Annotated in this window: 31 protein-coding genes; 7 read left to right on the plus strand and 24 right to left on the minus strand. The window is 71.4% G+C overall.

The annotated features are described in order from the left end of the window. The 16 genes from JNX00_RS18520 to fliF all read right to left on the minus strand — a co-directional run bounded on the left by JNX00_RS18520 (position 1) and on the right by fliF (position 13,020). Entirely contained in the window at positions 1-759 is a 759-nt protein-coding gene (locus JNX00_RS18520) for a glucosaminidase domain-containing protein (protein ID WP_204743136.1), read from the minus strand. Next, positions 746-1,174, minus strand: a complete 429-nt coding sequence (gene flgN, locus JNX00_RS18525; protein ID WP_204743137.1) for a flagellar export chaperone FlgN — start codon at positions 1,172-1,174, stop codon at positions 746-748. Before flgN ends, JNX00_RS18520 begins: the two co-directional genes overlap by 14 nt. Continuing rightward, positions 1,171-1,440: a flagellar biosynthesis anti-sigma factor FlgM gene (locus tag JNX00_RS18530; RefSeq protein ID WP_204743139.1), complete on the minus strand. Its 270-nt coding sequence runs from the start codon at positions 1,438-1,440 to the stop codon at positions 1,171-1,173. Before JNX00_RS18530 ends, flgN begins: the two co-directional genes overlap by 4 nt. A 44-nt stretch (positions 1,441-1,484) precedes the next feature. Then, complete coding sequence (locus JNX00_RS18535) at positions 1,485-2,510, minus strand: flagellar motor protein MotB (protein WP_204743142.1); 1,026 nt, start codon at positions 2,508-2,510, stop codon at positions 1,485-1,487. Continuing rightward, on the minus strand, positions 2,503-3,375 hold the full coding sequence (motA, locus tag JNX00_RS18540) for a flagellar motor stator protein MotA (protein ID WP_116959889.1): 873 nt from the start codon (positions 3,373-3,375) through the stop codon (positions 2,503-2,505). The genes JNX00_RS18535 and motA overlap by 8 nt, the downstream gene beginning before the upstream one ends. 28 nt (positions 3,376-3,403) lie before the next feature. Then, a complete protein-coding gene (gene fliA / locus JNX00_RS18545) occupies positions 3,404-4,096 on the minus strand; it encodes an RNA polymerase sigma factor FliA (RefSeq protein WP_204743144.1) in 693 nt (230 codons plus the stop codon). Between the two features lie 32 nt (positions 4,097-4,128). Continuing rightward, complete coding sequence (locus tag JNX00_RS18550; protein ID WP_204743146.1) at positions 4,129-4,578, minus strand: flagellar basal body protein; 450 nt, start codon at positions 4,576-4,578, stop codon at positions 4,129-4,131. A gap of 23 nt (positions 4,579-4,601) precedes the next feature. Further along, entirely contained in the window at positions 4,602-5,666 is a 1,065-nt protein-coding gene (locus JNX00_RS18555) for a flagellar hook-length control protein FliK (protein WP_204743148.1), read from the minus strand. Between the two features lie 13 nt (positions 5,667-5,679). After that, entirely contained in the window at positions 5,680-5,979 is a 300-nt protein-coding gene (locus JNX00_RS18560) for a hypothetical protein (RefSeq protein WP_204743149.1), read from the minus strand. Continuing rightward, entirely contained in the window at positions 5,966-6,352 is a 387-nt protein-coding gene (gene fliS / locus JNX00_RS18565; RefSeq protein ID WP_204743151.1) for a flagellar export chaperone FliS, read from the minus strand. The genes JNX00_RS18560 and fliS overlap by 14 nt, the downstream gene beginning before the upstream one ends. Before the next feature lie 31 nt (positions 6,353-6,383). Further along, positions 6,384-7,742 (minus strand): flagellar filament capping protein FliD, encoded by a 1,359-nt coding sequence (gene fliD, locus JNX00_RS18570; protein ID WP_204743153.1) that lies wholly within the window; start codon positions 7,740-7,742, stop codon positions 6,384-6,386. Between the two features lie 108 nt (positions 7,743-7,850). Then, positions 7,851-8,294: a flagellar export protein FliJ gene (gene fliJ / locus JNX00_RS18575; protein ID WP_204743155.1), complete on the minus strand. Its 444-nt coding sequence runs from the start codon at positions 8,292-8,294 to the stop codon at positions 7,851-7,853. Next, positions 8,291-9,598, minus strand: coding sequence for a flagellar protein export ATPase FliI (gene fliI / locus JNX00_RS18580; protein ID WP_116959881.1), 1,308 nt, complete (start codon positions 9,596-9,598; stop codon positions 8,291-8,293). Before fliI ends, fliJ begins: the two co-directional genes overlap by 4 nt. Beyond that, a complete protein-coding gene (gene fliH, locus JNX00_RS18585; RefSeq protein ID WP_204743157.1) occupies positions 9,595-10,323 on the minus strand; it encodes a flagellar assembly protein FliH in 729 nt (242 codons plus the stop codon). Before fliH ends, fliI begins: the two co-directional genes overlap by 4 nt. Then, on the minus strand, positions 10,320-11,303 hold the full coding sequence (locus JNX00_RS18590; RefSeq protein WP_337179167.1) for a FliG C-terminal domain-containing protein: 984 nt from the start codon (positions 11,301-11,303) through the stop codon (positions 10,320-10,322). Before JNX00_RS18590 ends, fliH begins: the two co-directional genes overlap by 4 nt. A gap of 22 nt (positions 11,304-11,325) precedes the next feature. Then, the gene (gene fliF / locus JNX00_RS18595) at positions 11,326-13,020 is read right to left on the minus strand and encodes a flagellar basal-body MS-ring/collar protein FliF (RefSeq protein WP_204743161.1); all 1,695 of its coding nucleotides are present in this window, start codon (positions 13,018-13,020) and stop codon (positions 11,326-11,328) included. Positions 13,021-13,342: 322 nt separating this feature from the next. Between fliF and JNX00_RS18600 the strand changes: the two genes are divergently transcribed. Then, complete coding sequence (locus JNX00_RS18600) at positions 13,343-13,669, plus strand: hypothetical protein (protein WP_204743163.1); 327 nt, start codon at positions 13,343-13,345, stop codon at positions 13,667-13,669. A gap of 32 nt (positions 13,670-13,701) precedes the next feature. On the opposite strand, the gene JNX00_RS18605 is transcribed toward JNX00_RS18600, so the two are convergent. Genes JNX00_RS18605 through JNX00_RS18640 form a run of 8 tightly spaced genes read right to left on the minus strand, consistent with a single transcriptional unit; the run spans position 13,702 to position 20,429 of the window. Next, positions 13,702-14,382 carry a hypothetical protein gene (locus JNX00_RS18605; protein WP_204743165.1) on the minus strand — a complete coding sequence of 227 codons (681 nt, stop codon included), beginning with the start codon at positions 14,380-14,382 and terminating at the stop codon, positions 13,702-13,704. 16 nt (positions 14,383-14,398) lie between these two features. After that, positions 14,399-15,091 carry an EthD family reductase gene (locus JNX00_RS18610; protein WP_204743167.1) on the minus strand — a complete coding sequence of 231 codons (693 nt, stop codon included), beginning with the start codon at positions 15,089-15,091 and terminating at the stop codon, positions 14,399-14,401. 12 nt (positions 15,092-15,103) lie between these two features. Next, entirely contained in the window at positions 15,104-16,153 is a 1,050-nt protein-coding gene (locus JNX00_RS18615; RefSeq protein WP_204743169.1) for an SDR family oxidoreductase, read from the minus strand. A gap of 2 nt (positions 16,154-16,155) precedes the next feature. Then, positions 16,156-16,662 carry a nuclear transport factor 2 family protein gene (locus JNX00_RS18620; protein WP_204743171.1) on the minus strand — a complete coding sequence of 169 codons (507 nt, stop codon included), beginning with the start codon at positions 16,660-16,662 and terminating at the stop codon, positions 16,156-16,158. Then, complete coding sequence (locus JNX00_RS18625; protein WP_204743173.1) at positions 16,662-17,522, minus strand: IclR family transcriptional regulator; 861 nt, start codon at positions 17,520-17,522, stop codon at positions 16,662-16,664. Before JNX00_RS18625 ends, JNX00_RS18620 begins: the two co-directional genes overlap by 1 nt. Positions 17,523-17,576: 54 nt before the next feature. Next, the gene (locus JNX00_RS18630; protein WP_204743175.1) at positions 17,577-18,857 is read right to left on the minus strand and encodes a TRAP transporter large permease subunit; all 1,281 of its coding nucleotides are present in this window, start codon (positions 18,855-18,857) and stop codon (positions 17,577-17,579) included. After that, positions 18,854-19,402: a TRAP transporter small permease gene (locus tag JNX00_RS18635; RefSeq protein WP_204743177.1), complete on the minus strand. Its 549-nt coding sequence runs from the start codon at positions 19,400-19,402 to the stop codon at positions 18,854-18,856. Before JNX00_RS18635 ends, JNX00_RS18630 begins: the two co-directional genes overlap by 4 nt. A 16-nt stretch (positions 19,403-19,418) precedes the next feature. Further along, positions 19,419-20,429 carry a TRAP transporter substrate-binding protein gene (locus tag JNX00_RS18640; RefSeq protein WP_204743179.1) on the minus strand — a complete coding sequence of 337 codons (1,011 nt, stop codon included), beginning with the start codon at positions 20,427-20,429 and terminating at the stop codon, positions 19,419-19,421. Between the two features lie 216 nt (positions 20,430-20,645). Between JNX00_RS18640 and JNX00_RS18645 the strand changes: the two genes are divergently transcribed. From JNX00_RS18645 to JNX00_RS18670, 6 genes are read left to right on the plus strand one after another with little or no spacing between them, the layout of a single operon-like run. After that, positions 20,646-21,476: an SDR family oxidoreductase gene (locus tag JNX00_RS18645; RefSeq protein WP_204743181.1), complete on the plus strand. Its 831-nt coding sequence runs from the start codon at positions 20,646-20,648 to the stop codon at positions 21,474-21,476. A 36-nt stretch (positions 21,477-21,512) separates the two neighbouring features. Then, positions 21,513-21,911 (plus strand): cupin domain-containing protein, encoded by a 399-nt coding sequence (locus tag JNX00_RS18650; RefSeq protein WP_204743183.1) that lies wholly within the window; start codon positions 21,513-21,515, stop codon positions 21,909-21,911. Continuing rightward, positions 21,908-23,626 carry an FAD-dependent oxidoreductase gene (locus JNX00_RS18655; RefSeq protein WP_204743185.1) on the plus strand — a complete coding sequence of 573 codons (1,719 nt, stop codon included), beginning with the start codon at positions 21,908-21,910 and terminating at the stop codon, positions 23,624-23,626. Before JNX00_RS18650 ends, JNX00_RS18655 begins: the two co-directional genes overlap by 4 nt. Before the next feature lie 25 nt (positions 23,627-23,651). Then, positions 23,652-23,972 (plus strand): NIPSNAP family protein, encoded by a 321-nt coding sequence (locus JNX00_RS18660; RefSeq protein ID WP_204743187.1) that lies wholly within the window; start codon positions 23,652-23,654, stop codon positions 23,970-23,972. A 12-nt stretch (positions 23,973-23,984) separates the two neighbouring features. Then, entirely contained in the window at positions 23,985-24,824 is an 840-nt protein-coding gene (locus JNX00_RS18665; protein ID WP_204743189.1) for a hypothetical protein, read from the plus strand. Between the two features lie 5 nt (positions 24,825-24,829). After that, positions 24,830-25,672 (plus strand): fumarylacetoacetate hydrolase family protein, encoded by an 843-nt coding sequence (locus JNX00_RS18670; RefSeq protein ID WP_204743191.1) that lies wholly within the window; start codon positions 24,830-24,832, stop codon positions 25,670-25,672. The last annotated feature ends 17 nt before the right edge of the window (positions 25,673-25,689 follow it).

The following is a 25,689-nucleotide window of genomic DNA, read 5'->3' on the forward strand; positions in this document are numbered from 1 at the left end:
TCACCGCGCGCCCTGGATCTGCCGCGCCACGGCGGCGAGCTTGTCGGCGTAGGCCGGGTCGGTGGCGTAGCCGCCGCGCGCCAGCGCGTCGGCGAAGGCGCGCGGATCACCACCCGCGCCCAGGGCGCCCCGGTAGCGCGGGCTGTTGAGCAACAGCTCGGCGTAGTCACCAAAGGCCTGCTCCAGGTCCTCGTAGTGGCGGAAGGGCTGCGTGGTCTTCACCGCCGCGCCGCCCTCGAATTCGGTGGTCGGTGCCTCGGCGGCCGCCCCGCGCCAGCCGCCGCCGGCCTTGATGCCGAACAGGTTGTGCAGGATCTGGCCGTCGGCCGCGCGCAGCGGGCGCCGGCCCCAGCCCGATTCGAGCGCCGCGTGCGCGGCCACCAGTTCGGGCGCCACGCCCAGGCGCGCGGCGGTGCGCTGCGCCAGCGGCGCGATGCGGTCGAGGAAAGCCCGCTGCTCCTCGCGGCTGGCGCCGTCGGGGACGCCTTCGGGCGCGCTGCCCGGCTCGGGTGACAAGGCGGGCGCGGCCAGGGAGCGCCGCCAGGCCGCCTGCGGCGACAGCCCGCCCAGCGCTGCGCCGCTGCCGCTCTCGATGAAGCGCTGCACCTCCTGCCGCACCGAACCGCCAAGCGCGTCCGCGCCGATGGGTGCGCCCATGTGCGCGCCGAAACCGGCGCCGGCACCGCCCGCCGCCGCGCGCACCGGCAGCGGCGGCGCCGCGAAGGCCCCCGGGGTGGAGGGAAACTCAGGCAGGCGCATAGGTGCCGGGGGCGCCGTCGTTGAGCACGCGGGCCATGATGTCCTGCTGGCCCACCACGAGTTCGCAGTTGCGCACGTTCAAGCGCTTGCATTCGCCCACCAGCGCCTGCAGCTCGCGCATCTGCTCGCGCAGCAGGTCGGCCGCCTTGGCGGGCAGGCGCAGTGCCAGGGATTCGTGGGCGTCGCGCGTGGCGCCACCGCTGAGGCGCTGCACCAGGCGCTGGCGCTGCGAGCACAGCGCGTCCAGGCGTTCCGTGAGCGCGGTGATGCGTTCGGCCGACACGCGCACGCGCTCGCTGTCGTGCTTCAGCGCGGCGTCGAAATGCGCCTGCAGCAGAGCGCGCATGCGCGCGAAGCCGTCGCGCTCCTGGCGCAGGCCGTCGAGCAGGGCCATGGCGTCGGCGGCGGCGATCACCGGCCTTCCCCGTGGTAGCGCTGGATCAGCGCGGCCAGCTTGCCGGCGTCGAAGCGCAGCTCGCCGCGCTGGTAGGCCTCGCGCAGCTGCGCCACGCGGGCCTCGTCGATCTCGGGCATCTCGCGCAGCGCCTGCATGGCCGGACCCAGCACGCCGGACTGCAGCGCGGCCGGCGTGGCCTCGGCCGCGCCGGTGGCCTCGGCGGCCGGCTGCGGTGCGCGCACCGGCGCCAGGGGGGCTGCGTTGTGGGAGGTGTTGACTCTCATTTGATCGCCTCGTGTGCTTCGTGTCCGCATGCCGCGCTCCCGGTTCAGCGCGTGAGGGTGGGCTCGGCCGACGGCGCCAGCGCGCGATCGAAGCCGGGCAGTTGGCGGCCCGCGGCCACCACCGATTCGCGCAGCGCGGCGAGCGCGTCGCGCGCGGGCGCCTGGGCCCGCAAACCGGGCAGCAGGGGCTCGGCCTGCGCGGGCTGGCCGAACATGGCCGTCATCAAGCGCGCCTGCTCCAGCGTCAGCACCATGATCTCGATGCGCCGGTTCACGCTGGCCAGGGGTTCGTCGGGCCGCACCGGCGCGCGCTCGGCCATGCCCACCACCTGCAGCACCGAGGCCTCGGGCGTGCCGCCGCGCAGCAGGTGCGCGCGCGCGGCGCCGGCGCGGTCGCTGGACAAGCGCGAATTCGAGGGGCCGAAGGGGTCGTTGCGCGCGTAGGCCGCGGCATCGGTGTGGCCCACGACCAGCATCGGGTTCTGGATCTTCGCGAACAGCGGGCCCATGCGGTCCAGCAGGGCCGCGAAGCGGGGCGTGGGCGTGGCGCTGCCGAGCTGGAACATGCCCTCGTTGTCGGTGTCGTGCAGCATGATGCGCAGCCCGTGCGGCGTGACGAAGGTCTGCAGGTTGGCGCTCAGGCCGGCCTCCAGGCTCAGGCGCGCCAGCAGCGCCGCCAGCTCGGCCATCTGCTCGGGGGTGTCGTAGCGCGCGCGCAGCGGCGTCGGGTTCATCAGGCCGGGCACGGTGCGAACCTCGTCCGGGCCTTCGCCCTGCCCCTTGCGCGGCATGGGCTTGCGGTCGATCAGGCTGCCGCGCGGGCCGCCCTCGGCGGGGATCTTGGCGCCGGAGATCTCGGCCATCACCGCGCCGCCGCCGCTTTCCAGCGCGCGCGTGGCCTCTTCCTTGTCGCGCGCCGCCAGCACCCACAGCACCAGGAACAGGCACATCAGGGCGAGCGTGAAGTCGGCGAAGGCCACCTTCCAGCTGCCGCCGTGGGCCTCTTCCTCGTGGCGGCGCGAGACGCGCTTGACGATGGTGCCGTGCTCGGCTCCGTGGGCTTTAGACACCAGGGCTCTCCTCCAGCTGGTTGACCCAGGATTCGAGCTGCGCGAAGCTGGGTTTGATGTTGAGCTGGATGAGGCGGCGACCGGCGTCGATGGACACCAGCTCGGGCTTGCCCGAGAGGTGCGTCACCAGCACCACCTTCACCGCCTCCATGTTGCTCATCTCTTCCTTCACGAGCTGCTTCATCATGTTGCTGATGGGGTCGAGCACCGCGTAGCACAGGAAGATGCCGATGAAGGTACCCACCATGGCGGCCGCGACCTTGGCCGCGATCTCGCCCGCGCCAGCGCCCGCGCTGACCGAGTTCATGGCCATCACGATGCCCAGCACCGCGGCCAGGATGCCGAAGCCCGGCATGGCCTCGCCCACCTTGTGCAGCGACTTGGCGGGCTGCGAGAGCTCCTCGTGGATGGCCTCCAGTTCCTGCTCCAGCACGCCTTCCAGCTCGTGCGCCGAGATCTTGCCCATGGCCATGACGCGGAAGTTGTCGACGATGAAGTGCAGCAGCTTTGGCTCCTCCAGCACCATGGGGTAGCGCTGGAACAGCGGGCTCTCGTGCGGCTGCTCCACGTGCGCGTCCAGGGCCTTCAGGCCGTTCTTCGCGGTCTGCAGCAGTTCGTACATCAGCAGCATGAGCTGGCGCTGGAACTCGTCGCCGCGCTTGCGCCGCGCCACCACCTTGCGCAACTGCACGCCCATCTCGGCCAGCACGTGGCGCGGGTTGCCGATGACGATGGCCCCCGCGCCAGCGCCGGCGATGATGAGCAGCTCGACGGGTTCCCAGACCACGCCCAGGTCGCCCCCCGCGAGCAGGAAGCCGCCGAAGACGCAGAGGAACACGATGAAGACGCCAAGGAAGAACTGCATGGTGGTGGCCGGTGGGGTGGTTCGGGGGTCAGTCGGGCGAGAGCGCGCCGCGCAACTTGTGCAGTGCGCTTTTGTTGATCTGGCAGACGCGGGCCTCGGTCAGGCCCATGACGGCGCCGATCTCCTTGAGGCTGAGCTCGGCTTCGTAATAGAGCTGCACCACGTGCTGCTCCTTCGGGTTCAGGCAGGCCAGGGCCTGCTCCAGCGAGCGGCGCTGGATCAGCTCGGCCTCGGGCGTGCGCGCGGCCGAGGGCGTGAGCATCAGCTCCTCTATCACTTCGTCGAAGCTGGCCAGGGTCTCGGCGTTGGTGTGCTGCTCGTAGGCCAGGTAGTCCTCGGCGCTCACGCCCAGGTGCTGCATCACCTCGGCCTCGGAGGGTTCGTGGCCGAGGCGGCGGCGCAGCTCGCGGATGCCGTCGCGCAGGCGGTGGCCTTCCTGGCGCACGCTGCGCGGGCGCCAGTCCTGGCGGCGCAGCTCGTCGAGAATGGCGCCGCGCACGCGCTGCGCGGCGTAGCCGGGGAAACGTTCGTCGGGCTCGCCGTAGCGGCGCAAGGCCTCCAGCAGGCCCATCAGGCCGATCTGCAGCATGTCCTCGCGGTCCATGGCGCCACCCGCCTGCGAGGCGAGCTGGGCCACCGCGCGGCGCACCAGCGGCGTGTGCTCGACGAGCCAGCGCTGCTCCGCCGCGGCGGAGCTCTCCGCCGCAGCCAGGCTGTTCATCTCGCCGTATCCGCTGTGCACCGGGGCCTCGCCTATTCGATGACCAGACGGCCGACCATCACTTCCGTGAAAGGCGACTCGCGCGATTCGCGCTCGAAGCTCTCGCCGTAGGCCTGCTGCAGGAAGTCGGTGAGTTCGGCGATGCTGAGCATGCTGGCGCGCTCCAGCGTGAGCTCGGACAGCGAGGCCACGGCCACGCTGCGCAGCTTGGGCAGCTGCTGCTTGGTGACGACCTCGGCCTTGACCGGGGTTTTGAACACCAGGTCCACGGCCATGTAGTTGCTCAGCGGCCCGCCCTCGCGCGCGCGCAGCATGACGATGACCTTGTCAAGCGAGACGTAGCGGTACTCGCGCGTGTCGACCACGGGCGCGGCCGTCTCGCTGGCGGGCGGACCCATGAAGTGCCAGGCGGCCAGGCCGCTGCCGGCGCCCAGCAGCACGAAGGCGCCGGCGGCCAGGGAAATCCAGATCTTCTTGCTCATGTCGAAAGCTCGTTCGGTGGGGGTCAGGCCAGCGTGAAGGCCTGGCCGGCGCGGTGTTCGCTGCGCAGGGCCTGGCCGGGTTCGGCCTCCTCGCGGGCGGGCTGGCCCTGGCGCGGCTGGCCGCGCGCATCGGCCTGCGCGCCGCCTTCGTGCACCTGCACCTGCACCTGCACGCCCTGGCCCTGGCGCTGGCCCAGGTCCTGGCGCAGGCCTTCGCCCATGTGCTGGAGCTGGCGCGCCACCTCGGGGCTGGAGGCCGTGAGCTGCACCTGCAGCTGCGCGCCTTCCTGGCGCACCACGATCTCGATGCGGCCGAGCGCGGGCGGATCGAGGCGGATGCGCGCCTGATCGACACCCTGCGTGGCCTGCCACTGCAGCCGATCGCCCAGGGCCTGCGCCAGCGGGCGCTGCCAGAGCTCGCTGCGCGCGGGGTCCAGGCGAACGACCGGTTCGATGGCCTCGCCCCCCGAAGGACCCGCGTTCGCGTGGAATGCGGCCGCGAAGGCGTCCGGCGAGGCGGGCGCGGTCTCGCGCGCACGGGGCACGGCCAGCGCCAGGGCAAGCTCGGGCGGCAGGGCGCGCGCCGCGGCGGCATCGGCGGGCGAACGCGCGGGCGACACGGCCGTCGCGGGCGCGCCGCCGGCCGCATCGGCGGGCGAGGCGGCGGCCAGGGCCTGGGGCGGCCAGGGGCCGGCATCGGCGCCCGCCGGGCGGGCGCTGGCCACGGGCCCGGCCAGGGCATGGGGAGCCAGTGGGTGGCGGGCGTCGCCGGCCGCATCGGCATCCCGCCAGGGGGCCGCGCCCTCGTCCTCGCCCTGGGCTTGGCGCGCGGCGGCGCCCAGCAGGCGCGAGAACGGCTGCGTGAACGGCAGCGCGGGCGCCTGTTGCGAGTCCAGCGCCATCAGCCAGGGTGACAAGGCGGCGTCCAGCGCCTCGCGGCCGTCGGGGGGTTCTCCGTCGGCGGCCGGCGCCTGGTCCAGCACCTGGGCGAACAGCGGCCGGGGGCCGTCGGACAGTCCGGGGGCCAGCACGGCCTCGGCCACCGGGGTAACGGGTGCGGTGGCGCCGAGCGCAAAGGTGGCGTTCATGGCGTTCTCCTTGTCATTCGGCGGCGAAGGCGTAGGCGTCGCGGCCGCCGCGGTGCGCGCACAGGTCGAGCAGTTGCGCCTGCACCGCGTCGTGTTCGCGCCGCACCAGGGCCAGCGCGCGCTGGTGCGCCGCCTGCAGCAGCGCGCAGGCCGAGCGGGTGCCGGCGTCGAGCGGGCGGGCACCGGCCAGGCCGATCAGCAGCGTGCCGATCTCGCGGTCGAGCGCGCTCAGCGCGGCGACGTCGCCGGCCTGGGTGCGCTCGTGCAGGCGGCGCGCCAGATCGAGCGCGTGGGCGCGTTCATCCGCGGGCATCGTGCACCCCTTCCCAGCCTTCGCGCACGGTGCCCAGCAGGCGCGCGGTTTCGTCGATCAGCGCCACGTCCATGCGGATGCCGGCCTCGTTCACGCGGCGCGCGCAATAGTCGTACAGCTCGGCGAGCTGGCCCACCACCTCGCCGCCGGCGTCGGTGTCCAGCGCGCTGGACAGGCCATTGAGCATGGCGACGCAACGGTTCAGGCTGTTGGCCTTGGCCTCGAAACGCGCGTGCTCGATGTGCGCCCGGGCCCGGGCCAGCTCGTCGAGCAAGCCGTTCATCAGGATCAGCACCAGCTCCAGCGGCGAGGCCTTCGCCGTCTGGGCACCCAGGTCAACGGCCTGGTAGCTCTGGTATGCGTCGTAGCTCAATGGGTTCCTCTTGTCGGTGTGCCACCCGGGCTCAGGCGGCGCCGAGCTGGCCGAACAGCCCGGAGGTCTGGTTCATCTGGCCCAGCACGGTCTGCAACTGGCTGAACTGCAGCAGGTAGCGCTCGTAGTTCACGTTGAACAGCTCGTCCAGGCGGTCGCGGCGCTGGGTCAGGTCTTTCTGCTGCACCTGCACGTTGTCCAACCGGCGCGCGAGCTGGCCCGTGCCGGATTTCGTCCAGATCTCCAGGTGATCGGTCACCGCGCCCAGCACGCCCGAGCGCTTGCCCAGCGCGGCGGAGCCGAACACCGTGTCCAGCGCCTCGGGGTTGGCGGTCAGCGTCTTCTGCAGCCGCGCCGTGTCCAGCGTGAGCTGGCCCTGGCGGTCGGCGCTGATGCCCAGGTCGCTGATGCGCAGGCCGCCAAAGTCCTGGCGGATCAGGTCGTTGAGGCGGTTGCGCAGGTTGCGCACGCCCGCGTCGGTGGAGAAGGCCCCGCGCGAGGCGGCGTCCTCGCTGGTTTTCGTGAGGTTGTTGAGCTCGGTCTGCAGCGCGTTGTAGGCGGTGACGAACTTGCGCAGGCTCTCTTCGGTACCGGCCTTGTCGGCCGCCACGTCGAGCTGAAGCGGCGCCCCGCCGGCGCTGTGCGCCTGGGTGAAGGTGACCGACACGCCGGCGATGCCGGTGTAGCTGTTGCTGCCTTGCTGGACGCGCAGGCCGCTGCCCTGTTCGCCCAGCCAGATGACGGCGTCGCGCGCGGCGGCCAGCTGCGTGGGCGCGCTCCCCAGCGAGGTCTTGAGCGCGCTGTCGGGCAGGCCGGAGGCGTCGATGGTGATCGCGCCGTCCTCTCCGCCCAGGCCGGACGACAGGATCAGCTGCGGGCCCGAGGCGGTGTTGGCCACCTGGGCGGTCACCTTGCCCTCGTTGCCGCTGGCCTGGTTGATGGCCCGCGCAATCTCGGTGGCGTTGAGGTTGCCATCGCCGTCCTGGTCGGCCGCCAGCAGGTTGACGTTGAAGGCCGAACCGTCGGCGCGCTGCACCACCAGCGGACCGCCCAGCGCCACCGGCACCGCGGGCAGGTCGGCGTAGGCGATCTGGTGCGTGGAGGCCAGTTGCTCGACGAAGAAGCTGTAGGAGCCGGGCTGCGCGCTGGCGCTGGCGGTGGCGGTGGCGCCGGCACCGGCGCTCAGCGTGGCGCTGTTCTTCTTCAGGCCACCCGCGACGCTGCTCAGGCCGCTCAAGGCGGTGGTGAAGCCGGACAGGGCCGAGCGCAGCTTCTCCAGCCCCGCCTGCGTGGCCTTGGCGACCTGGGACTCGCGGTCGATCTGCTGCTGCGGTCCTTGCACCAGCAGGGTGGCCAGCTGGGTCGCGGTGGTGGTGGGATCGAATTCCATCGTGTTACTCCAGGGGTCGCGGGCGGTCCGGAACGCCGCCTCCGAAGCCCAGGGCGACCGGGGCGGGGCATTTCTGAAGCTCGCGGCGCGACTTTTTCGGTGGCGGCCTCACGCGCGTCCCCTCATCCACACGGTCTGGGCGATGTCGTCGGTGCGCTTGCGCTCGGCCACCTGAAGCGCGCGCTCACCTTCGTCCACGCGACGCCCGTGCAGCTGCGCCACCGCCTCGCGGCGGCGGAAGGCCTCGTGCAGCGCGAGCCGGGTCTGGTCCATGCGCGACTCGTGCTCGGCCAGGGCGTGGCGGTGGCGGTCGGCCAGGTCGAGCACGCTGAGCTTGTAGGCGCCCCGGTTGCTGGCCAGCGCCGGCGACAGCCGGGGCGAGGCCGTGGGCGCGGCGCCGGAGGCGCCGGCCTCGTCCAGCAGGCCGCCCAGGCGCTCGATGCTGGCGACGAAACGCTGGCGCGTGCGCTCCTGCTCGGCCAGCACGGCGCCCACGCGGTCCTGCTCGCGCTCGCGCAGCCGCACCACCTGTTCCAGCGCGCGCAAATTCATTCGACGATCTCCATCAGGCGGCGCAGGCAGTCGTCCAGCGGCGCCGACTCCTGCGTGCCCTGGTGAAGAAAGGCCTCGATGCGCGGCCACAGGTCCACGGCGCGGTCGCTCAGGGGGTCCGCGCCGGGCACGTAGGCGCCCAGCGGCAGCAGTTCGCGCACCTGCTGGTAGCGCGCCAGCAGGGCCTTCACCTCGCGCGCCACGCGCTGCTGGTCGGCGCCGGCCACCAGGCCCATGCAGCGGCTGATGGACTGGCCGATGTCGATGGCCGGGTAGTGCCCGCGCTCGGCCAGCGCGCGCGAGAGCACGATGTGGCCGTCCAGGATGGCGCGCGCGGTGTCCACCACCGGGTCCTGCTGGTCGTCGCCCTCGGCGAGCACGGTGTAGATGGCGCTCATGGAGCCCTCGCCGCTGCCGTTGCCCGCGCTTTCCACCAGCTGCGGCAGGGCGCTGAACACCGAGGGCGGGTAGCCGCGCGTGGCCGGTGGCTCGCCGAGCGACAGCGCCACCTCGCGCTGCGCCATGGCGTAGCGGGTGAGCGAGTCCACCAGCAGCAGCACGTGGCGGCCCTGGTCGCGGTAGTGCGCGGCGATGGTGTGGCACAGCTCGGTGGCGCGCAGGCGCATCAGCGGCGACTCGTCCGCCGGCGCCACCACCACCACGGCGCGGCGCAGGCCGGCCTCGCCGAGCGAGAGGTCGATGAACTCGCGCACCTCGCGGCTGCGCTCGCCGATCAGGCCGACCACGATCACGTCGGCCACGGTCTGGCGCGTGATCAGGCCCAGCAGCACGCTCTTGCCCACGCCGGAGCCGGCCATCAGACCCACGCGCTGCCCACGGCCCAGCGTGAGCAGGCCGTTGATGGCGCGCACACCGACGTCGATGGCGCCCTCCACCGGGCGCTTGCGCAGCGGGTCCACCCAGGGCGGCGCGCTGGGCAGCAGGTGCTCGCCCGCCAGGCGGCCGCGCCCGTCCATGGGCTCGCCCAGCCCATTGACCACGCGGCCCAGCCAGGCCTCGCCGATGAGCAGGTGGCCGTTGCCGGGCAGGGGCCAGACGCGCGCGCCGGCGGCCAGGCCCTCGGTGCGCTTGAAGGCCATGAGCTGCGCAGCCTCGTCCTTGAAGCCCACCACCTGGGCCTCGATGTCGGCGCCCAGGGCCGACTCGATGCGACAGCGCTGGCCCACGTGCAGGCGCACGCCGCGCGCCTGCAGCAGCGGGCCGGTGGCGCCCACCAGCCGGCCGGTGGGCGTCGACACCGACACCTCGGGCACGGCGATGCGGCGCAGCTGTTCGGCGATCACGCGGCGGCCCCGCTCAAGGGCGCCTCGGCCGGCGCGGACTCTTCCGCCCCGAGCAGTTGCGCGGCCACCTGGCCCATGCAGGCCTGCAGGCGCTGACGGCAGCCGGCGTCGGCCTCGAAGCCGGCCACCTGGACGCGGCACTCGCCGGCCTCCAGCGCGGGATCGGCGATCAGGTTCCAGCCGCGCGTGTCGGCGCCTTCGATGGCCTGGATCGCGCGCAGGTCCTCGTTGTTCAGGAACACCTCCACGGCGCTGACGGCCGGCGGCATGCTCTGCAGGGTCTCTTCGACGAGCTTGAGGATCTGCGTGGGGTTGAGCGTGAGCTCGGCGCGGATCACCTGGCGCGCCACGCGCTCCACCAGCTCCACCATCTCGCGGCGCAGCGCGGCCTGGTAGTCGGCCTGCACCTGGCGCAGGGCCTCGGTGGCGGCCTGCATCGGCGCGGCCACGCGCTGCCAGCGCGCGAGCAACTGCGCCTCGCTCTCGGCGCGGCCCAGCGCCTCGCCGCGCTCGCGCCCCTGCGCCTCGCCGATGGCGCGGCCCTCGACCAGGCCCTTGTCGAAACCTTCCTCGTGGCCGCGCGCCAGGCCGCGCGCATGGCCGTCGGCCAGCGCGGCCTGCAAGGCCTCGGGCGCGCCCTGGGCGGCCAGCGCCTGGGCGATCTCGCGATCGGCCAGCGGCGGGAATCGATGGCTGCGGTAAGCGCTCGTTGCCGTGCTGCTCATTCGACCGTCGCCTCGGTGTACAGCTGCACCTCGATCGCGCCAGCGTCGGCCAGCGCCTTGACCTCGCGCATGATGGCGGCGCGCGCATCTTCCACGCGACGCGCGGCCACCGGCCCGGTGCGGCGGATCGCGTCCTGGAAGGTCTTGACCTGGCGCTGCGGCATGCAGCCCAGGATGGCGCGGCGCACGTCGCTGTCGCCGCCCTTGAGCGCGATGGCCCACTCGTCCATGGGCACCGCCTCGATGATGCGCAGCAGCACCTCCTCGCTCTGGCGCGAGAGGATGAAGAAGTCGTACATGCTGCGCTCGATCTGACCGGCCACGCCGGGGTCGCGCTCGCGCAGCTGCTCCACCATGCGGGCCTTGTCGCCCGGCAGGCGGTTCAGGATCTCGGCCGCCTGCTTCACGCCCTCGATGGTGGCGCTCTGCGTCTCCAGGCTCTGCAGGCAGGCGTCGGCCAGCACCTCCACCTCCTGCAGCAGGCGGTGCTCCACGTGGCCGAGCTGGGCCACGCGCACGATGAGCTCGTCGCGCCCGTCCTCGGGCAGGCTGGCAATGACCTCGCTGGCCATGGCCGGCGGCAGGAAGGCCAGGAACACGGCCTGCATGTGCACGTGCTCCTGCGCGATGCGGTCGGCCACCCAGCGCGGCGAGGCCCACTGCAGGCGCGCCATCTTCGGGCGGATGGCGTCGCCATAGATGCGCGTGAGCACGCTGCTGCTGATGCTGCTGCCCAGCGCCAGGTCGAGCGAGTTTTTCAGGAAGGTGCGCGAGGCGCCGTGCAGGCCGCTCTGCTCGCGGTAGTCGTCGAAAAAGCGCTGCAGCGCGCTGCGCGCGGTATCGACCTTGATGCCGCTCATGGCGGACATGGCCTGCGTCACCGCCAGCAGTTCCTCGCGCTCCAGGCAGCGCAGCACGGCGGCGGCGGGTGCCTCGCCCATGCTCAGCAGCACGATCGCGGCCTGCTCGATCGCGGTCATGGCGCCGTCCTCGGCGCCGGCTTCAGGCGGGTTGGTGGCCATTCTTCTGCACCCATTGTTTGACGACCTCGGCCACGCGCTCGGGCTCCTTGGTCGCGAGGTCCTTCAAGTGATCGACCAGCACATCCACCGGGGAGCCCGGCGGCGGCAGGTTGTAGTTCTCCAGCAGCGAGCCCATGGAGTCGCGCTGGCCCGCGGGCCGTTCGGGCTGCGGCAGCGCGGCCACGGCGGCCGATCCGGCGGGCAGGGCCCCGGCCGGCGCCGCGGCGCCCTCGCCGCCGCGCGGGCCCAGCTCCAGCAGCTCGGACGTGCCCACCTCGCGCGGCGCCGCGGCCTCGCGCGTGAAGCGGCGGATCAGCGGGCGCGCGATCAGCAGGTAGGCCAGCAGCGCGCCGAGCGCGCTCAGGCCCCAGCCCGCCATCGTGAACACCGACTGCGGCTCGGCGTACCAGGCCACGGCCTGCGGCGGCGCCGGGAAGGCCATGGCCGAGACCACCAGCTGGTCACCGCGCGCGGTGTCGATGCCCAGGCCGCCGCGCAGCACCTGCTCCATGCGCGCGATCTCGGCCGGCGCCCAGGCGCTCGCGCCGGCGGGCGCGGCGGCGTTGTTCAGCACCACCGCGACGCTGATTTTTTTCACCTGGCCGCGCGCGCGCTCGATGGTGGTGACGCTGCGGTCATAGGCGTACTGGCGCGTGGCCGCGTTGCGCTCGGCGGTGCTGGGCGGCTCGCCCTCGGCTGGCGGGGGGTTGGCCGGGCGGTTGCTCAGCGAGCCCGGGATGCCCAGGGCCTGCGGCTGGCGGCTGAGTTCCTCGCGCGAAGCCTCGCTGGTGATGCGCGGATCGCCCTCGTAGCGCTCCTGCGTTTCCTTCACGCTGTCCTGGTGCAGCTCGACCGAGGCGCTGACGTTGTAGTTGTTGGCGCCCAGCACCGGCTGCAGCAGCTGGTGGGCGTTGCGCAGCAGGGTGTCCTGCGCTTTGCGCTGCGCCTCGTTCGCGAAGCCGGTGGAGTCCAGGCCGGCCTTGATGTCGACCCGGCTGGACAGCAGGCGTCCGGCCTGGTCGACCACGGTCACGCGGTCGGGCGCGAGGTTGGACACGCTGCCCGAGACCAGCTTGATGATGGAGGCGATCTGCTCGGCCTCCAGCTCGCGGCCCGGGTGCAGGTGCAAGGCCACCGAGGCCGAGCTGGCCTGCGTGGCGTTGAGCACGAAGGTCGAGGAACGCGCGATCGACAGGTGCACGCGCGCGCTCTTGACCGGCTCCAGCGCGGTGATGCTCTGCACCAGCTCGCCCTCCAGGCCGCGGCGAAAGCGCACGTCCTGCACGAACTGCGTCACGCCCAGCGGGTCGCTCTTGTCCATGAGCTCCAGGCCCTCGGGCAGGCGGGCCACCACGCCGCGCGCGGCCAGCAGCATGCGCGCGCGGCCCAGGTTCGACGCCGACACCAGCACCTGCCCCGTTTCGGGGTGCAGGCGGTAGGCGATGCCTTCGGCGTCGAGCACCGACATCATGTCGGCGGCGGGCACGCTCTCGCGCGCACCGAACACCGGCCGGTAGTTCGACTGGTTCTGCCAGACGAACATCATGACCAGCGCGGTGATGGCGATCGCGAGGAACACGACCGGCAGCAGCTTGGCCACCGCTTCGGAACGCAGGGCCGAGGCGATGCGGGCGGGCGGGGGCAGCCGTTGCAACAAGGGGGTGATGGCGCTCATTTGTTTTTCACTTTGCGTTTGTAACGATACGCGAAGTTCAAATACCAAAGCATGTCCATCCCAGGCCATGGCCGGCGTCGGGCGCCACGCGGTTAGCGAATGGGGATGAGCGGTGGCCACGCGCTGGACAGGAACCGAAAAGCGTTAGCGGGCGCGTTGCAAGACGGCGAAACGCCCCCGGGGGCGCTGCGAGCGTGACGGAATCCTCATCGCGCGGGGCTTCTTCGCACGCCCTGTCAAAAGTGACAGGGCGTGCGATGAAGGGACTTCAGGCGGGGGTCGAAACACGGGACAGACCCTTCGTGCCCTCAAGGACGCGACCATGTACCTGGACCTCGACATGACCACCCTGCCCGCCACCCACGGCATGCGCCCCACCGCCTTCGGCATTCCGCCCATCGAGACCCTGGAGATGCTTCAGCGCCTGGAGGCCGAGGTGGCGATGAGCAACCTGAACGAGATGCGCCTGATCGAACAGCAGCACCCGGACTGGTTCGAGAGGTACGAGACCTTGCAAGTCGAGCACTGCAGCGGGGAAGAGTTGCAGACCCTGCTGGCCAGCGCCCCCAACGCCTACGCCAAGGGCCTGGTCACGGGCGCGCTGAAGGTGCGGCTGGAAATGGCGGCGGTGTCGGGCCTGCCGTTCTGACGCGCGGCTGGCGCGCCAGGCGCCAGCCCCGTTCAGGCCATGTCGAGCGGCGTGGCCGATTGCGCGAGCGTGTACGTGCCGTGCAGCGCGCCGGACACGGCCCCGAGCGACACCAGACCGTCGGGCGCCAACTGCGAGGCTGCCAGGGCGCCCAGCGCCGCCGGGTCGTAAGCGACCACCACCAGCACCCAGTCGGCCACGGCGTCGCCGCCGCGGATCTTCTGTTCGCGCGTCGCCTCGATCGGCGGCGCCTCGTGGCGCAGCAGGTGCATGCCCACGATGCCCGGCGCCGCCACGGCCTCGCCCGCCATCACCGCGATGGCGCCACGCAGGCGCGCGTCCTGCCCCGGCGCGGGCGACAGGCGGATGGTGAGCGCGTGCCGCGCCACGGCCGCACCACGGCTTTCGAGCACGTGGCACTGGCTGCGCACCATGTGGCGATGGTGCGGCATCAGGCGCGTGGACCAGGGCGTGGGCGCGTTGAGCCGCTCAAGATAGGGCGCGGAGGACAGCACCGCGTGGTCGCGCAACTCGTACATCACGAAGATGCCCTCGCCACCGTCGGCGCTGGTCCAGCGCGAGGCGCGCAGGAAACCCGGGATGCCGAGCCGTTCGGGAAAGTGCTCGTGCGCGTGCCAGTGCTGGAAATCGTCCAGCCGCTCGGGCGCCATGTCCCACCACATGGCCAAGGCCGCTCGTCCAAGAACCGACATGCGCGATCTCCTCTGTTCAGACGATGTGGACTTCGTCGATGCGGTAGACCGCGATCGGCGCGAGCAGCGGGTCGCCATGGACCAGGCGCTGCCCGGCCGGCGAGGCCAGGCCCGCGCGCAGCGACTCGGCATCGTCGAACCACAGCTCGCTGAAGGCCTCGACCGCATCCGCGCTGCCGGCCGGCACGCCCGCTTGCACGGGGTGGCTGCGGTCCACCACGAAGTTCTGCACCTGCCGGCGCGCACCGGGCACGGCCGCACCGGCCGGCCCCGACCCGCTCAGCCAGCGCTCGTGCAGGCCCTCGGCCGGCACGCCGGCGCGGCGTGTGGACAGCCAGGCCAGCTTGGCCCCGTGCTGGCCCCGCGCCAGGGTCTCGCTGCCGAACAGCCGCTCGGAGCGCAGCACCAGGATGGTGATGCCGCCCTGGAACAGCGGGATGTCGGCCTTGCACAGCGCGTACTCAGGAGAGGCGTCGGACGCCTCCATCGCGGCGATGCTGTCGAAGGACAGCTGCGAGATGCCGTCGATGGTCTGCACCGGCACGTCGCGCGCTTCCAGGAAGCGCTCGGCGATGTGGTTCTGCCGGTAGGTGCCCAGGCCCGGCAGGCGCGCGGCGAGCGCGCCGTGCACACGGATCCAGTGCTCGCGGAACCGCGCCTCGCTCAGGCCTTCGCGCCGGTTGATGAGCGCGCTTCGATAGATCGTCATGCGGGTCCTTGTCTAAGGAATCAGGCGCTGCGCGCGCAACTCGTCGAAGCGACCCCTCAGGGCGGTCTCGGAGTCGACGCAGCCGCTGAAGCCGGCGCGGCGGATCTTGCCGAGCTCGAACAGCACGTCGTTGGAGAAGGCGGTCTTGAACATGTAGTCGGCCCATTGCCAATCGACCAGCGCGTGCAGGTCGGGCTGGCGCAGGCCCTCGCGTTCGGCGATGCGCTGCCACAGCGGCGCCAGTTCCGTGGCCACCTGCGACAGCGGCACCGGCAGCGGCTCGCCCACGGCCAGGCCGAAGTGCTCGGCCACCACGGGCCAGCTGTTGCGCCAGCGGCCGGGATCGCCGTTGGCGATGTTGAAGATCTGGTTGGCGGCCGTCTCGCTGGTGGCGGCCCAGGCGCTGGCGGCGGCGATCTGTTCCACGTCGGCCAGGTGGTGCAGCGCGTTCCACGAGGCCGCAGGTCCCGGAAAACGCAGCGGCAGCCCCAGCTCGCGCGACAGCGTCGCCAGCACGCCGATGGCCATCACCAGGTTCATGGGCGCGCGCTCGGAGAAGCCGGTGACGTAGGGCGGGATCAGGTGCGACCAGGTCCAGCCCGCGGCGTCGGCGCGCTCGGCCAGGTGGTCCTGCTGCGCGTAATAGAAGTTGGGGCCCAGGTGGCGCGGGTCGGTCTCGCGCGCCGGGGTCTTGATGGCGCCCCACTGCAGGCCGTAGTACTTGCCGCCCGTCACCAGCACGAAGCGCCGCAGCGCGCCGGACTGGGCTTCGCCCAGGTCGATGGCGTGGCGCAGCATGGCCAGGTTGGGCGGGATTTCTTCGGTGCGCGTGGGCCGGTGCTGGTAGGCCGCGTAGAACACATGCGTGACGGGCGCCAGTTGGGCCGCGGCGGCACGCACCGAAGCGGGGTCGAGCAGATCGACCGCGAGGCCCTGGGCGCCGTCGGGCGCCGAACCGCCGCGCGTGGCGCAGGTGACGCGCCAGCCGCTGGCGCTGGCGAGGTGGCGGGCAATGGCGCCACCGATCACGCCGGACGAGCCGACGACGAGTGCGTGTTTCACGTTCAATGGTCCAGCCAGTCCGGCGAGGCGCGCCGCAGCGCACGGGTGTCGGGGAAAGTGCCGCCGGTGGGCAAGGGATCGATGCGCAGGCGCGTGAGCCGCAGGAAGTCCATCTTCCATTGGCCGTTCTCGCGCAGGTAGGCCTCTTCGTAGTGGCCCCAGCCGACGAAGCCTCGGGCCTCGGGCGCCTCTTTCAGGCGGATGGGCTGCGGCCACTCCAGGTGGTCCTGCATGGCCCACACGGCGCGCGCGCGATCGGGCGACAGGAACACGATCTCGGGCGTGTGGCAGTGGTGCACGGACACCGCCTCGGCCAGGCGCGCGGACACGCCGGCCACGAAGGCGTCCGCGTCCGCGCCGTCGGGCGCGGAGCCGAAGCCCTCGAAGCGCGCGCCGGCGCTGAACAGACCGCGCAGCCGGGCCCATTGCTTGGTGTCGATGTAGCGGCAATACCGCGCCTTCAGGGACCGGTTGTCCTCCAGGGCCTCAAGCTTGTCTCGCACGTCCATCACGTGGGGGTTTCCTTCTTCTTTTTCGATGCGGCCCGGCCGCGCGCGGTGGGCCCGGGTTGCGTTACCGGTTCGGGGGTGGCGTCTGAGGGCACCGCCCCGCCCTCGCCGGGCTTGTTCTGGGCAATCGTGTCGGTGATGCGCTGGGCGGTCTCCACGATCGCGCGGCGCAGGCGCTCGAAATCGGTGTCGTCCCAGCGGCTCTCAGCCACCACAAAAGTGATGCTGCCCAGCACCTTGCCCTCGGGGTCGAAGATCGGTGCCGAAATGCCACCGGTGCCCGCCACCATCTCGGCGCGCGTGATGGCGTAGCCCTGGCGCGCCAGCTGCGCCATGTGGGTGCGGAACTCGGCCCAGTTGCTGCCCAGGCCGGCGGCGCGGATCTCGGCCGCGTGGTGCAGCGCCATGTTGCGCAGCTGGTAGGGCGAGAGGTGCGCCAGGATGATCTTGGCCATGGCGCCGCGGAACAGCGACATGGGCCGGCCACGCTCGAAATGCCGCGGGATGGACGCGTCGGGCCAGGCGATGTCCACGCACATGATGCTGTCGCGGTAGAAGCTGGCCAGCATCATGTTGAGCTTGCGCCGCCCGGCCACCTCGTGCATGAGCTTGCTGCTGGCGGTGAGCAGCGGATCGCTGATGCGCATGAGGCGGTCGAGTTCGATGATGCGCGGCCCCAGCACGTACACGCCGCCTGCCATGGACGCCAGCAGGCCGGCGTCGCACAAGGTGCCGAGGTAGCGGTAGGTGGTGGCGCGAGAAGTGCCGAGCGCCTCGACGATGTCGTCGAGGTGGGCGCTGATGCGGCCCTCCTGGAAGCAGTCCAGGATGCTCAGGCCTTTGGCGAAGCTGCTGTTCACGGTGTGCTCAGGTTCGGTTCGGGTTGAGGGCGGCGAGGCCGGGACGCGACTGCCTCATCCGCCGAACCAGCGCGCCGGCACCGTGACGATCCACGGACAGAGCACGAGGAGGAGGAGCAGTCCGAACTGGGCGAGCAGAAAGGGCAGCGCACCACGGGTGATGCGGTCCATGGACATGCGCCCCACGCCGGCCACGACGTTGAGCACTGTACCAACGGGTGGCGTGATCAGGCCGATGGAGGCGTTCATGATGAAGAGCACACCGAAGTACACCGGGTCGATGCCGGCGGCAACCACCACCGGCATGAGCACGGGGGTGAGGATCAGAATGGTGGGCGCCATGTCCATGGCGGTGCCGACGGCCATCACCAGCAGCATGATGGCCAGCAGCAGCAGCACCGGGTGCTCCATGAGCGGCTCCAGCAGGCGCGTGATCTCGCCGGGAATGTTGGCCACGGTGATGAGCCAGGCCGAGACCATGGCGGCGGCGATGAGGAACATCACCACGGCCGTGGTCTTGGCCGCCGAGACGAACAGGCGGTAGAGCGCGCGCAGGCTGAGCTCGCGGTAGACCACCGTGGCCACGAAGAGCGAGTAGACCGCCGCCACGGCCGCGGCTTCGGTCGGCGTGAATACGCCCATCTTCAGGCCCACCAGGACGATGGCCGGCAGCGCCAGCGCCCACAGCGAGTCGCGCAGGGCGCGCAACTGCTCCGCGCGCGAGGCGCGGGGGGGCAGCTCGGTCTGCTCACGCCGGCTGACCCAGGCCCAGGTGGCGGCCACCGCCACGCCCATCAACAGGCCGGGCACGATGCCGGCCATGAAGAGCTTGCCGATCGACACGTTGCCGGCGACACCGAAGATGATGAAGGCGATGGAAGGCGGGATGACCGGCGCGATGACGCTGGAGGCCGCGATGAGGCCACCAGCGCGGGCCGGGTCATGGCCGGCGCGCGCCATCATGGGCAGCAGCAGCGCCGACAAGGCCGCGGCGTCGGCCACAGCAGACCCCGACAGCGCCGCCATCAGGCAGGCGGCGATCACCGTGACGTAGCCCAGGCCGCCGCGCTTGTGGCCCACCAGGGTCATGGCCAGGTTGACGATGCGCTGCGACAGGCCGCCCACGTTCATGATCTCGCCGGCCAGCATGAACAGCGGCACGGCCAGCAGCGGGAAGCTGTCGGCCCCGTTGACCACGTTCTGCGCCAGGATCTGCGCGTCAAACATGTCCTGGTGCCACATGAGCGCAACACCAGAGACCAGCAGGGAATAGGCGATCGGGATGCCGATGGCCATGGCGGCCAGCAGCGCGCCAAGGAAGATGACGACGGTCATCGGAAAGACTCCGGGGAAGCGGTCGGGTGGGCGTGAGGCTCTTCCTCGGACTCGCGCACCATCACGGTCTCGGCGTCGCTGAGGCGCCCGCCGAGCAGGCGGACCAGCGCGTAGCCCAGCAGCACGATGGCCGACACGCCGAAGACGATGCCCGAGGCGTAGAAGACCGCCACCGGAATGCCGCTCACAGGCGCGGACACGTCCAGGTTGAGCTGCGCCTGGGTCCAGCTACCGGACAGCAGCAGCCAGGACACGTACAGCATGACCACCTGAGCGGCGCCGAAGCAGACCAGCCGGGCCCGGCGCGGCAGCAGCAGGACGACCATATCCGTGCCCAAATGCGAGCGCTCGTTCAACGCCACGATGGCGCCAAGAAAGGTAAGCCAGACGAAGAGCCAGCGCGACAGCTCCTCGGAGATCAGGATGCCCGAGTTGAAGCCGTAGCGCAGCACCACGTTGCCGAACACAAGCACGAGGATGGCCGCCAGCAGCCCGGCGTTTAGCACGTCGAGCAGGCGGCAGTACAGGTCGATCAGGCGCTTCATTCGGGCCCCGCGGTGGTCAGTGCACCGTCTCGTGGATCTTTTTCATCTCGGCGCGGTAGAGCTCCACCAGCGCCGGGTCGTAGGTGGCGGCGAACTTGTCGGCCACGGGCTTGGTGGTCTCGCGCATCTTGGCGATGGTTTCCTTGGGCACCTCGTTGATCTGCATGCCCTTGGCCAGCAGGGCCTGGCGGTCCTTGGCGGCCACCTCGCGGCTGAGCGCGCGGTGGTAGGCGCCGGCTTCGCGGGCGGCATCGCGCAGGATCTTCTGCTCGTCGGGCGTCAGGCGGTCCCAGAACTTCTTGCTCACCAACACGGGGTTGGCGGTGTACACGTGGTTGGTCACGCTCATGTACTTCTGCACCTCGTAGAACTTGCTGGTCAGCACGATGCTGTAGGGGTTCTCCTGGGCGTCGAGCGCGCGCGATTCGAGCGCGCCGTAGAGCTCGCCGAAGGCCATGGGCACGGGGTTGGTGCCGAGCGCCGAGAACGACTCGAGGAACAGGGGGTTGCCCATCACGCGGATCTTCAGGCCCTTGACGTCGTCGGGGCTGGTCACGGGCTTGCGGCTGTTGGTGACGTTGCGAAAACCGGTCTCCCAGTAGTCCAGGCCGACCAGGCCTTTGTCTTCCAGCTTCTTCAGCATGGTCTGGCCGAAGGGGCCTTGCAGCAAGGCATCCACCTGCTTGGCGCTGCTGAAGGAGAACGGCGTGTCGATGAGGCTCATCTCCTTGACCAGCGAGGCCACGGAGGTGGTGGCCGGCGCGAACATTTCCTGCACGCCCCCCTGAAGCGCGCCCACCTGCTGCGCCTCGCTGCCGAGCACGGAGGCGCCGTACTCGCGCACCTTCATCTTGCCGCCGCTCTTGCTGGCCACCAGCTCGGCGAACTTCTCGGCGCCCAGGGCGATGGGGTGGCCCGGCTGCACCAGGTGGCCGAACTTGATCACGCGGTCGCGCACGTCTTGCGCCAGTGCGCTGGCGGACGCCGCCACCAGGGTGGCGACGAGGGCGAGATGACGAAGCTTCATGGGGGAGTCTCCTGTGTCTGGGGGGGAATGGGGTGAGCGGGGCGCCGGCCCGCCTGGCGGGCCTGAACGGGGTCGAAGGATAGTCCCGGCTGGGCCGGCGGATTCTAGTGATTTTCCCGAATAAGGACAAAAATCAAAAGTCGCATATGATGGTATTTATCTCTTTTTGAGATTCACTTTCATTCAAGCCTGGCCGGTGCCGGGAAGGGAGCCCCCATGAACGACAGCACGGACGCGCCCACGGAGCGCTACCGTCTCGATGGCCGCGTCGCGGTCGTGACCGGTGCCGCTGGCGGCATCGGCGCCGCCATCGCCGAGCGGCTCGCCGCGCTGGGCGCCCGCGTGGCGCTGCTCGACCTGCCGCGCACGGCGAGCGAGCTGGAGCGGCAGCGCCAGGCCCTGCCCACGCGTGGCCTGGCCGGCGTCTGCGACATCGCCGACCCCGACTCGGTGGCGGCCGCGGCGGACCTGGTGCACACGCAGCTCGGCGGTTGCGACATCCTGGTGAACAACGCGGGCGTGCTGGGCCGGCACGCCGCGCTCGAGGGCGTGAGCCTGGAGGACTGGGACCATCTGATGCACATCAACCTGCGCGGTCCCTTCCTGTGCACGCGCGCCTTCGGCGCGCACATGCTGGCACGCGGGCGCGGCAGCATCGTCAACATCGGCTCCATCGCGGCCGGCAAGCCCAACGCCTCGCCGGCCTACAGCGTGAGCAAGGCCGGCGTGCTGGCGCTCACGCGTCACACCGCCGTGGAGTGGGGGCCGCGCGGCATCCGAACCAACGCGGTCAGCCCCGGCTTCATCCGCACGCCGTTGTCGGCCGTGCACTACGCCAACGACGCGCTGCTGCAGTCGCGCACCCGCCTGGTCCCGGTGCGCCGGCTCGGCGCCACGCACGACATCGCCGACGCGGTGGCCTACCTGGCCAGCGATGCCGCCGGCTTCGTCAATGGCCAGGACCTGGTCGTCGACGGCGGCTTCCTCGAGACCCCGCTCATGCATGCGCAGCCCCAGGCCGACCAATACGGCGGCCACGGCCACTGAGCCCTTTTCGCAAACACACAAAGAAAGGTGAACACCATGGCCACTACCCCCGGCCTCGCCGGCGAGCAAGCGCTCGCCCCCCTGGACTCGCGCTACGTCGACGTCAGCGCGCTGCCCTGGAAGCCCACGCCCACGCCGGGCATCGACATGAAAGTGCTGATGGAGGACACGCAAAGCGGTCTGCTCACCGCCCTGTTCCGCTGGCAACCCGGCACTGCGCTGCCGCTGCACGAGCACGTGGAGATCGAGCAGACCTATGTGCTGTCTGGCAGCATCGTCGACGACGAAGGCGAGGTGCGCGAGGGCGACTACGTCTGGCGCCCCAAGGGCAATCGGCACGTCGCACGCTCCCCGGGCGGCGCGCTCGTGCTGTCCTTTTTCCTCAAGCCCAACAAGTTCTTGCTGGGCGAGCTGGCGGGCAAGGAACTGAAGTGAGCCAGGGCGGGAGCGATCGCAGCGTCGACGCCGTGGTGGTCGGCTCGGGCGCTGGTGGCCTGGCCGCGGCGGTCACCGCCGCGCGGCTCGGCCTGCAGGTGCTGGTGCTCGAAAAGGATTCGCTCTATGGCGGCACCACCGCGCGCTCGGGCGGCGTGCTCTGGGTGCCCTGCCACGGACTGGGCGACGGATCGAACGGCCCCGACTCGCCCGAGGCGGCGCGCCGCTACCTGCAGGGCGAATGCGGCGCGGCCTTCGACGCCGACAAGGTGGACGCCCTCCTGCGCCACGGCCCGCGCATGGTGGACTTCTTCACGCGCCAGACCGAGGTCGCCTTCGTCAACCTGCCCGAGTTCCCCGACTACCACCCCGATCGCCCCGGCGCCAGCCAGGGCGGCCGCTCCATCCTGGCGGCGCCCTACGACGCCCGCCGGCTCGGCCCGCGCATGAAACAGCTGCGCCCGCCGCTGAAGGAAATCACCTTCATGGGGATGATGTTCAACGCCAGCGAGGAGGTGCAGCACTTCTTCAAGGTGACGCGCTCGCTGCGCTCGGCCGCCTACGTGGCCCGACGCCTCGCCGCGCACGCGGTGGAGATGCTGCGCCACGGCCGCGCGACGCGCCTGACCAATGGCAACGCACTGGCCGCGCGCCTGGCCCAAAGCGCCTTCGGGCTGGGCGTGGAGTTGTGGCTCGACACACCCGTGGTGGAGCTGCTGCGCGAGGGCGACCGCGTCATTGGCGTGGTGGTGCAGCGCGGTGGCGAACGCTTGCGCGTCAACGCGCGGCGCGGCGTGGTGCTGGCCGCTGGCGGCTTCCCGCAGGACACCGAACGCCGACGCCAACTGTTCCCCCATGCCCCCACTGGCACCGAGCACCGCTCGCCCGCGCCCGCCGGCAACACCGGCGACGGCCTGCGGCTGGCGCGCGCCGTGGGCGCGGCTCTCGACACGCACCTGCCCAACGCCGCGGCCTGGATCCCCGTGTCCGCCGTGCCACGCGGCCAGGGGCCGGCGGGCGTGTTCCCGCACCTGATCGACCGCTACAAGCCCGGCATCATCGCCGTCACGCGGCGCGGCGAGCGCTTCGTGAACGAGGCCCACTCGTACCACGACGTGGGCATCGCCATGCAGCGCGCGGCCGCGCCGGGCGAGCCCGCGGAGGCCTTCCTGATCTGCGACCACCGCGCCCTGAGGCGCTACGGCATGGGCTTCGTCAAGCCCTTCCCGCTGCCGCTGCTGCCGCACTTGCGCTCGGGCTACCTGAAGCGCGGGCGCACGCTGGAGGCGCTGGCGCGGCAGGCGGGTATTTCGCCCGAGGGCCTGGTGGCCACCGTGGCCGAATTCAACCAGGGCGCCGTGCGCGGCGAAGATCCGCGCTTCGGTCGCGGTGGCAGCGCCTACAACCGCTACCTGGGTGACCGCGAGCACCAGCCCAACCCCTGCGTGGCCCCCATCGCCGACGCTCCGTTCTACGCGATCCACCTCACCATCGGCGACCTCGGCACCTTCAGCGGCATCCGCACCGATGGAGCGGCGCGGGCGCTGGACGAAGCCGGCCAGCCCATTCCCGGGCTGTACGCCGTCGGCAACGACAGCACCAGCATCATGGGCGGCAACTACCCGGGCGCCGGTATCACCCTGGGCCCCGCCCTCACCTTCGGCTTCATCGCGGGCGAACAGCTCGCCGCCCCTTCCCCACCCGCTTCCCAATGAGCTTCCCACGGAGACCTCCACCACCATGCTGATCGAAGAACGCTGCTACGTGCTGCACGCCGAGTACACGCCGGCCATGTACCTGGACCTCTACCGCCAGACCGGCGCGCTGGACCTGCAGATGAAGACCCTCGGCAACTTGCTGGGCTACTTCGTCACCGAGGTCGGCGAGCTCAACGCCTTGGTGCACCTGTGGGGCTATGACAGCTTCGAGGAGCGCGCGCGCCGCCGCGCCCTGCTCGCCGCCGAACCCGTGTGGCAGGACTACCTGGTGAAGATCCGGCCCATGCTCCAGTCCATGAACAACCGGCTGCTCACGCCCACCGGCTTCTCCCCCATCCGCTGAGGACACACGCCCATGGCACTGCACCTGCCCACCCTCCACGACAGCCCCGCCGGCCGCACGCTGGTGTTCGACTCGGCCACGCATGTCGAGGCCTACGTGGCCACCCACCCCTGCCAGGGCGACGTGATCGTCAACGCGTCCTATTCCGGCGTGCTGTGCGCGCGCATGGTCATGTCGGCACGTCCGCGCGCCGCGATCGGCCTGGACTGCGCCATCGGCAAGGACGGCGCCGGCATCGCCGGCCTCTGGTACTACGAGGCCCTGGGCGTGCCGGCCGCCGCCACCGACACCCTGACCGCCGAAATGGGCAACGGCGCGGATCTGTACGACAACGGCATCGTCAGCCGCGTGAACGACGCGGCCCAGCGCCTGGGCATCGCGCCCGGCATGCGCGTGCGCGACGTCGCCGAGGCCTTCAAGACCGGCGCGCTCAAGCCCGCGCGCTTCGACCCCGCGCGCCGCCTCGTGATCGAAACCAACCCGCAGGGCCGCAGCATCGTCTGCACCGATTCCATCGCCTTCGCCCTGCCCGAGGACCGCGAACGCAACGTGCTGTGCACCGCCGGCCACACCGGCCGCAGCGTGGTCGACTACTTTCGCCAGTTCCGCCCCTGGGCCTTCATCTGTTCCGACGGCGGCATCGGCAAGAACCAATCGGGCATCTCCGCCCTGCAGGACGTGGAGGCCGATGGCATCGCCGGCGCGTCCGTCGACGCGCTGACGGCGCGCATGGGCGACGGCCAGAGCACCTACTTCGACGGCGTGATCAGCGCCGCCAACCGCGTCGCCCAGGCCAAGGGCGTTCGGGTCGGCCAGACGGCGCGCGAAGCCGCGGCCCTGCTCTTGAACTGAGCGCCATGGCATTCGTCAACCTTCTCCACGAAGGCGCCGCGCGCGCCGCCGTTCCCGACGGCGACCACTACCGCCTGCTGCCCTCCACCGGCACGCTGCCGGACGAACTCGGCGAGCGCATCGCGCGCGGCGAGGATCTGCCGCAACTGGCCCAGGCGGCCACCGAGCGCGTACCCGCCGCGGCCGCGCGCTTCGCCCCGCTGCTGGCGCGGCCAGGCAAGGTCGTCTGCCTGGGCCTGAACTACTTCGACCACGCCAAGGAAGGCGGCCGCGAGAAACCCACCTACCCCTGGTTCTTCCTGCGCGCGGCCAGTTCGCTGCTGGGCCATGGCGAGCCGGCGCCGCTGCCGGCGGTCTCCACTCAGGTCGACTACGAGGCCGAGCTGGCGGTGGTCATCGGCCGGCGCGGCAAGGCCGTGCGGCGCGAGCAGGCGCTGGACTTGGTGCTGGGCTACGCCTGCTTCAACGACCTGTCGGTGCGCGACTACCAGAAGAAGACGCCGCAATGGACCATCGGCAAGAACTTCGATGCCAGCGGTGCCTTCGGGCCGGCCCTGGTGCTCGCCGAGGATCTGCCGCCCGGCGGGCGCGACCTGCGCATCCAGTGCCGCGTCAATGGCCAGGTGATGCAGGACGCGAACACCTCCAGCATGATCTTCGGCGTCGCCGAGACCATCGAGATTCTCAGCGAGTGCATGGTCCTGGAGCCCGGCGACGTGATCGTGATGGGCACGCCCGCGGGCGTGGGCTTCGCACGCCAGCCACCGGTGTGGCTGAAGGACGGCGACCGGGTCGAGGTCGACATCGAGCGCGTGGGCTGCCTCGCCAACACCGTGCGGCGCGCCTGAGGCGGCGCGCCAGCGCC

The organism is Hydrogenophaga sp. YM1 (assembly GCF_016903055.1).
Taxonomy (GTDB): domain Bacteria; phylum Pseudomonadota; class Gammaproteobacteria; order Burkholderiales; family Burkholderiaceae_C; genus Hydrogenophaga; species Hydrogenophaga borbori.

Bases quoted from the DNA above. Each gene is read 5' to 3' on its own strand.
- JNX00_RS18550 (WP_204743146.1), bottom strand. From the start codon at position 4,578: ATGAGCAAGAAGATCTGGATTTCCCTGGCCGCCGGCGCCTTCGTGCTG.
- JNX00_RS18610 (WP_204743167.1), bottom strand. From the start codon at position 15,091: ATGACGATCTATCGAAGCGCGCTCATCAACCGGCGCGAAGGCCTGAGC.
- JNX00_RS18555 (WP_204743148.1), bottom strand. From the start codon at position 5,666: ATGAACGCCACCTTTGCGCTCGGCGCCACCGCACCCGTTACCCCGGTG.
- fliF (WP_204743161.1), bottom strand. From the start codon at position 13,020: ATGAGCGCCATCACCCCCTTGTTGCAACGGCTGCCCCCGCCCGCCCGC.
- JNX00_RS18560 (WP_204743149.1), bottom strand. From the start codon at position 5,979: ATGCCCGCGGATGAACGCGCCCACGCGCTCGATCTGGCGCGCCGCCTG.
- JNX00_RS18590 (WP_337179167.1), bottom strand. From the start codon at position 11,303: ATGACCGCGATCGAGCAGGCCGCGATCGTGCTGCTGAGCATGGGCGAG.
- JNX00_RS18620 (WP_204743171.1), bottom strand. From the start codon at position 16,662: ATGGACGTGCGAGACAAGCTTGAGGCCCTGGAGGACAACCGGTCCCTG.
- JNX00_RS18605 (WP_204743165.1), bottom strand. From the start codon at position 14,382: ATGTCGGTTCTTGGACGAGCGGCCTTGGCCATGTGGTGGGACATGGCG.
- JNX00_RS18660 (WP_204743187.1), top strand. From the start codon at position 23,652: ATGCTGATCGAAGAACGCTGCTACGTGCTGCACGCCGAGTACACGCCG.
- JNX00_RS18600 (WP_204743163.1), top strand. From the start codon at position 13,343: ATGTACCTGGACCTCGACATGACCACCCTGCCCGCCACCCACGGCATG.
- fliJ (WP_204743155.1), bottom strand. From the start codon at position 8,294: ATGAATTTGCGCGCGCTGGAACAGGTGGTGCGGCTGCGCGAGCGCGAG.
- JNX00_RS18630 (WP_204743175.1), bottom strand. From the start codon at position 18,857: ATGACCGTCGTCATCTTCCTTGGCGCGCTGCTGGCCGCCATGGCCATC.
- fliD (WP_204743153.1), bottom strand. From the start codon at position 7,742: ATGGAATTCGATCCCACCACCACCGCGACCCAGCTGGCCACCCTGCTG.
- fliH (WP_204743157.1), bottom strand. From the start codon at position 10,323: ATGAGCAGCACGGCAACGAGCGCTTACCGCAGCCATCGATTCCCGCCG.
- fliA (WP_204743144.1), bottom strand. From the start codon at position 4,096: ATGAACAGCCTGGCTGCGGCGGAGAGCTCCGCCGCGGCGGAGCAGCGC.
- JNX00_RS18650 (WP_204743183.1), top strand. From the start codon at position 21,513: ATGGCCACTACCCCCGGCCTCGCCGGCGAGCAAGCGCTCGCCCCCCTG.
- JNX00_RS18645 (WP_204743181.1), top strand. From the start codon at position 20,646: ATGAACGACAGCACGGACGCGCCCACGGAGCGCTACCGTCTCGATGGC.
- JNX00_RS18530 (WP_204743139.1), bottom strand. From the start codon at position 1,440: ATGAGAGTCAACACCTCCCACAACGCAGCCCCCCTGGCGCCGGTGCGC.
- JNX00_RS18520 (WP_204743136.1), bottom strand. From the start codon at position 759: ATGCGCCTGCCTGAGTTTCCCTCCACCCCGGGGGCCTTCGCGGCGCCG.
- JNX00_RS18665 (WP_204743189.1), top strand. From the start codon at position 23,985: ATGGCACTGCACCTGCCCACCCTCCACGACAGCCCCGCCGGCCGCACG.
- JNX00_RS18670 (WP_204743191.1), top strand. From the start codon at position 24,830: ATGGCATTCGTCAACCTTCTCCACGAAGGCGCCGCGCGCGCCGCCGTT.
- JNX00_RS18640 (WP_204743179.1), bottom strand. From the start codon at position 20,429: ATGAAGCTTCGTCATCTCGCCCTCGTCGCCACCCTGGTGGCGGCGTCC.
- JNX00_RS18635 (WP_204743177.1), bottom strand. From the start codon at position 19,402: ATGAAGCGCCTGATCGACCTGTACTGCCGCCTGCTCGACGTGCTAAAC.
- motA (WP_116959889.1), bottom strand. From the start codon at position 3,375: ATGCAGTTCTTCCTTGGCGTCTTCATCGTGTTCCTCTGCGTCTTCGGC.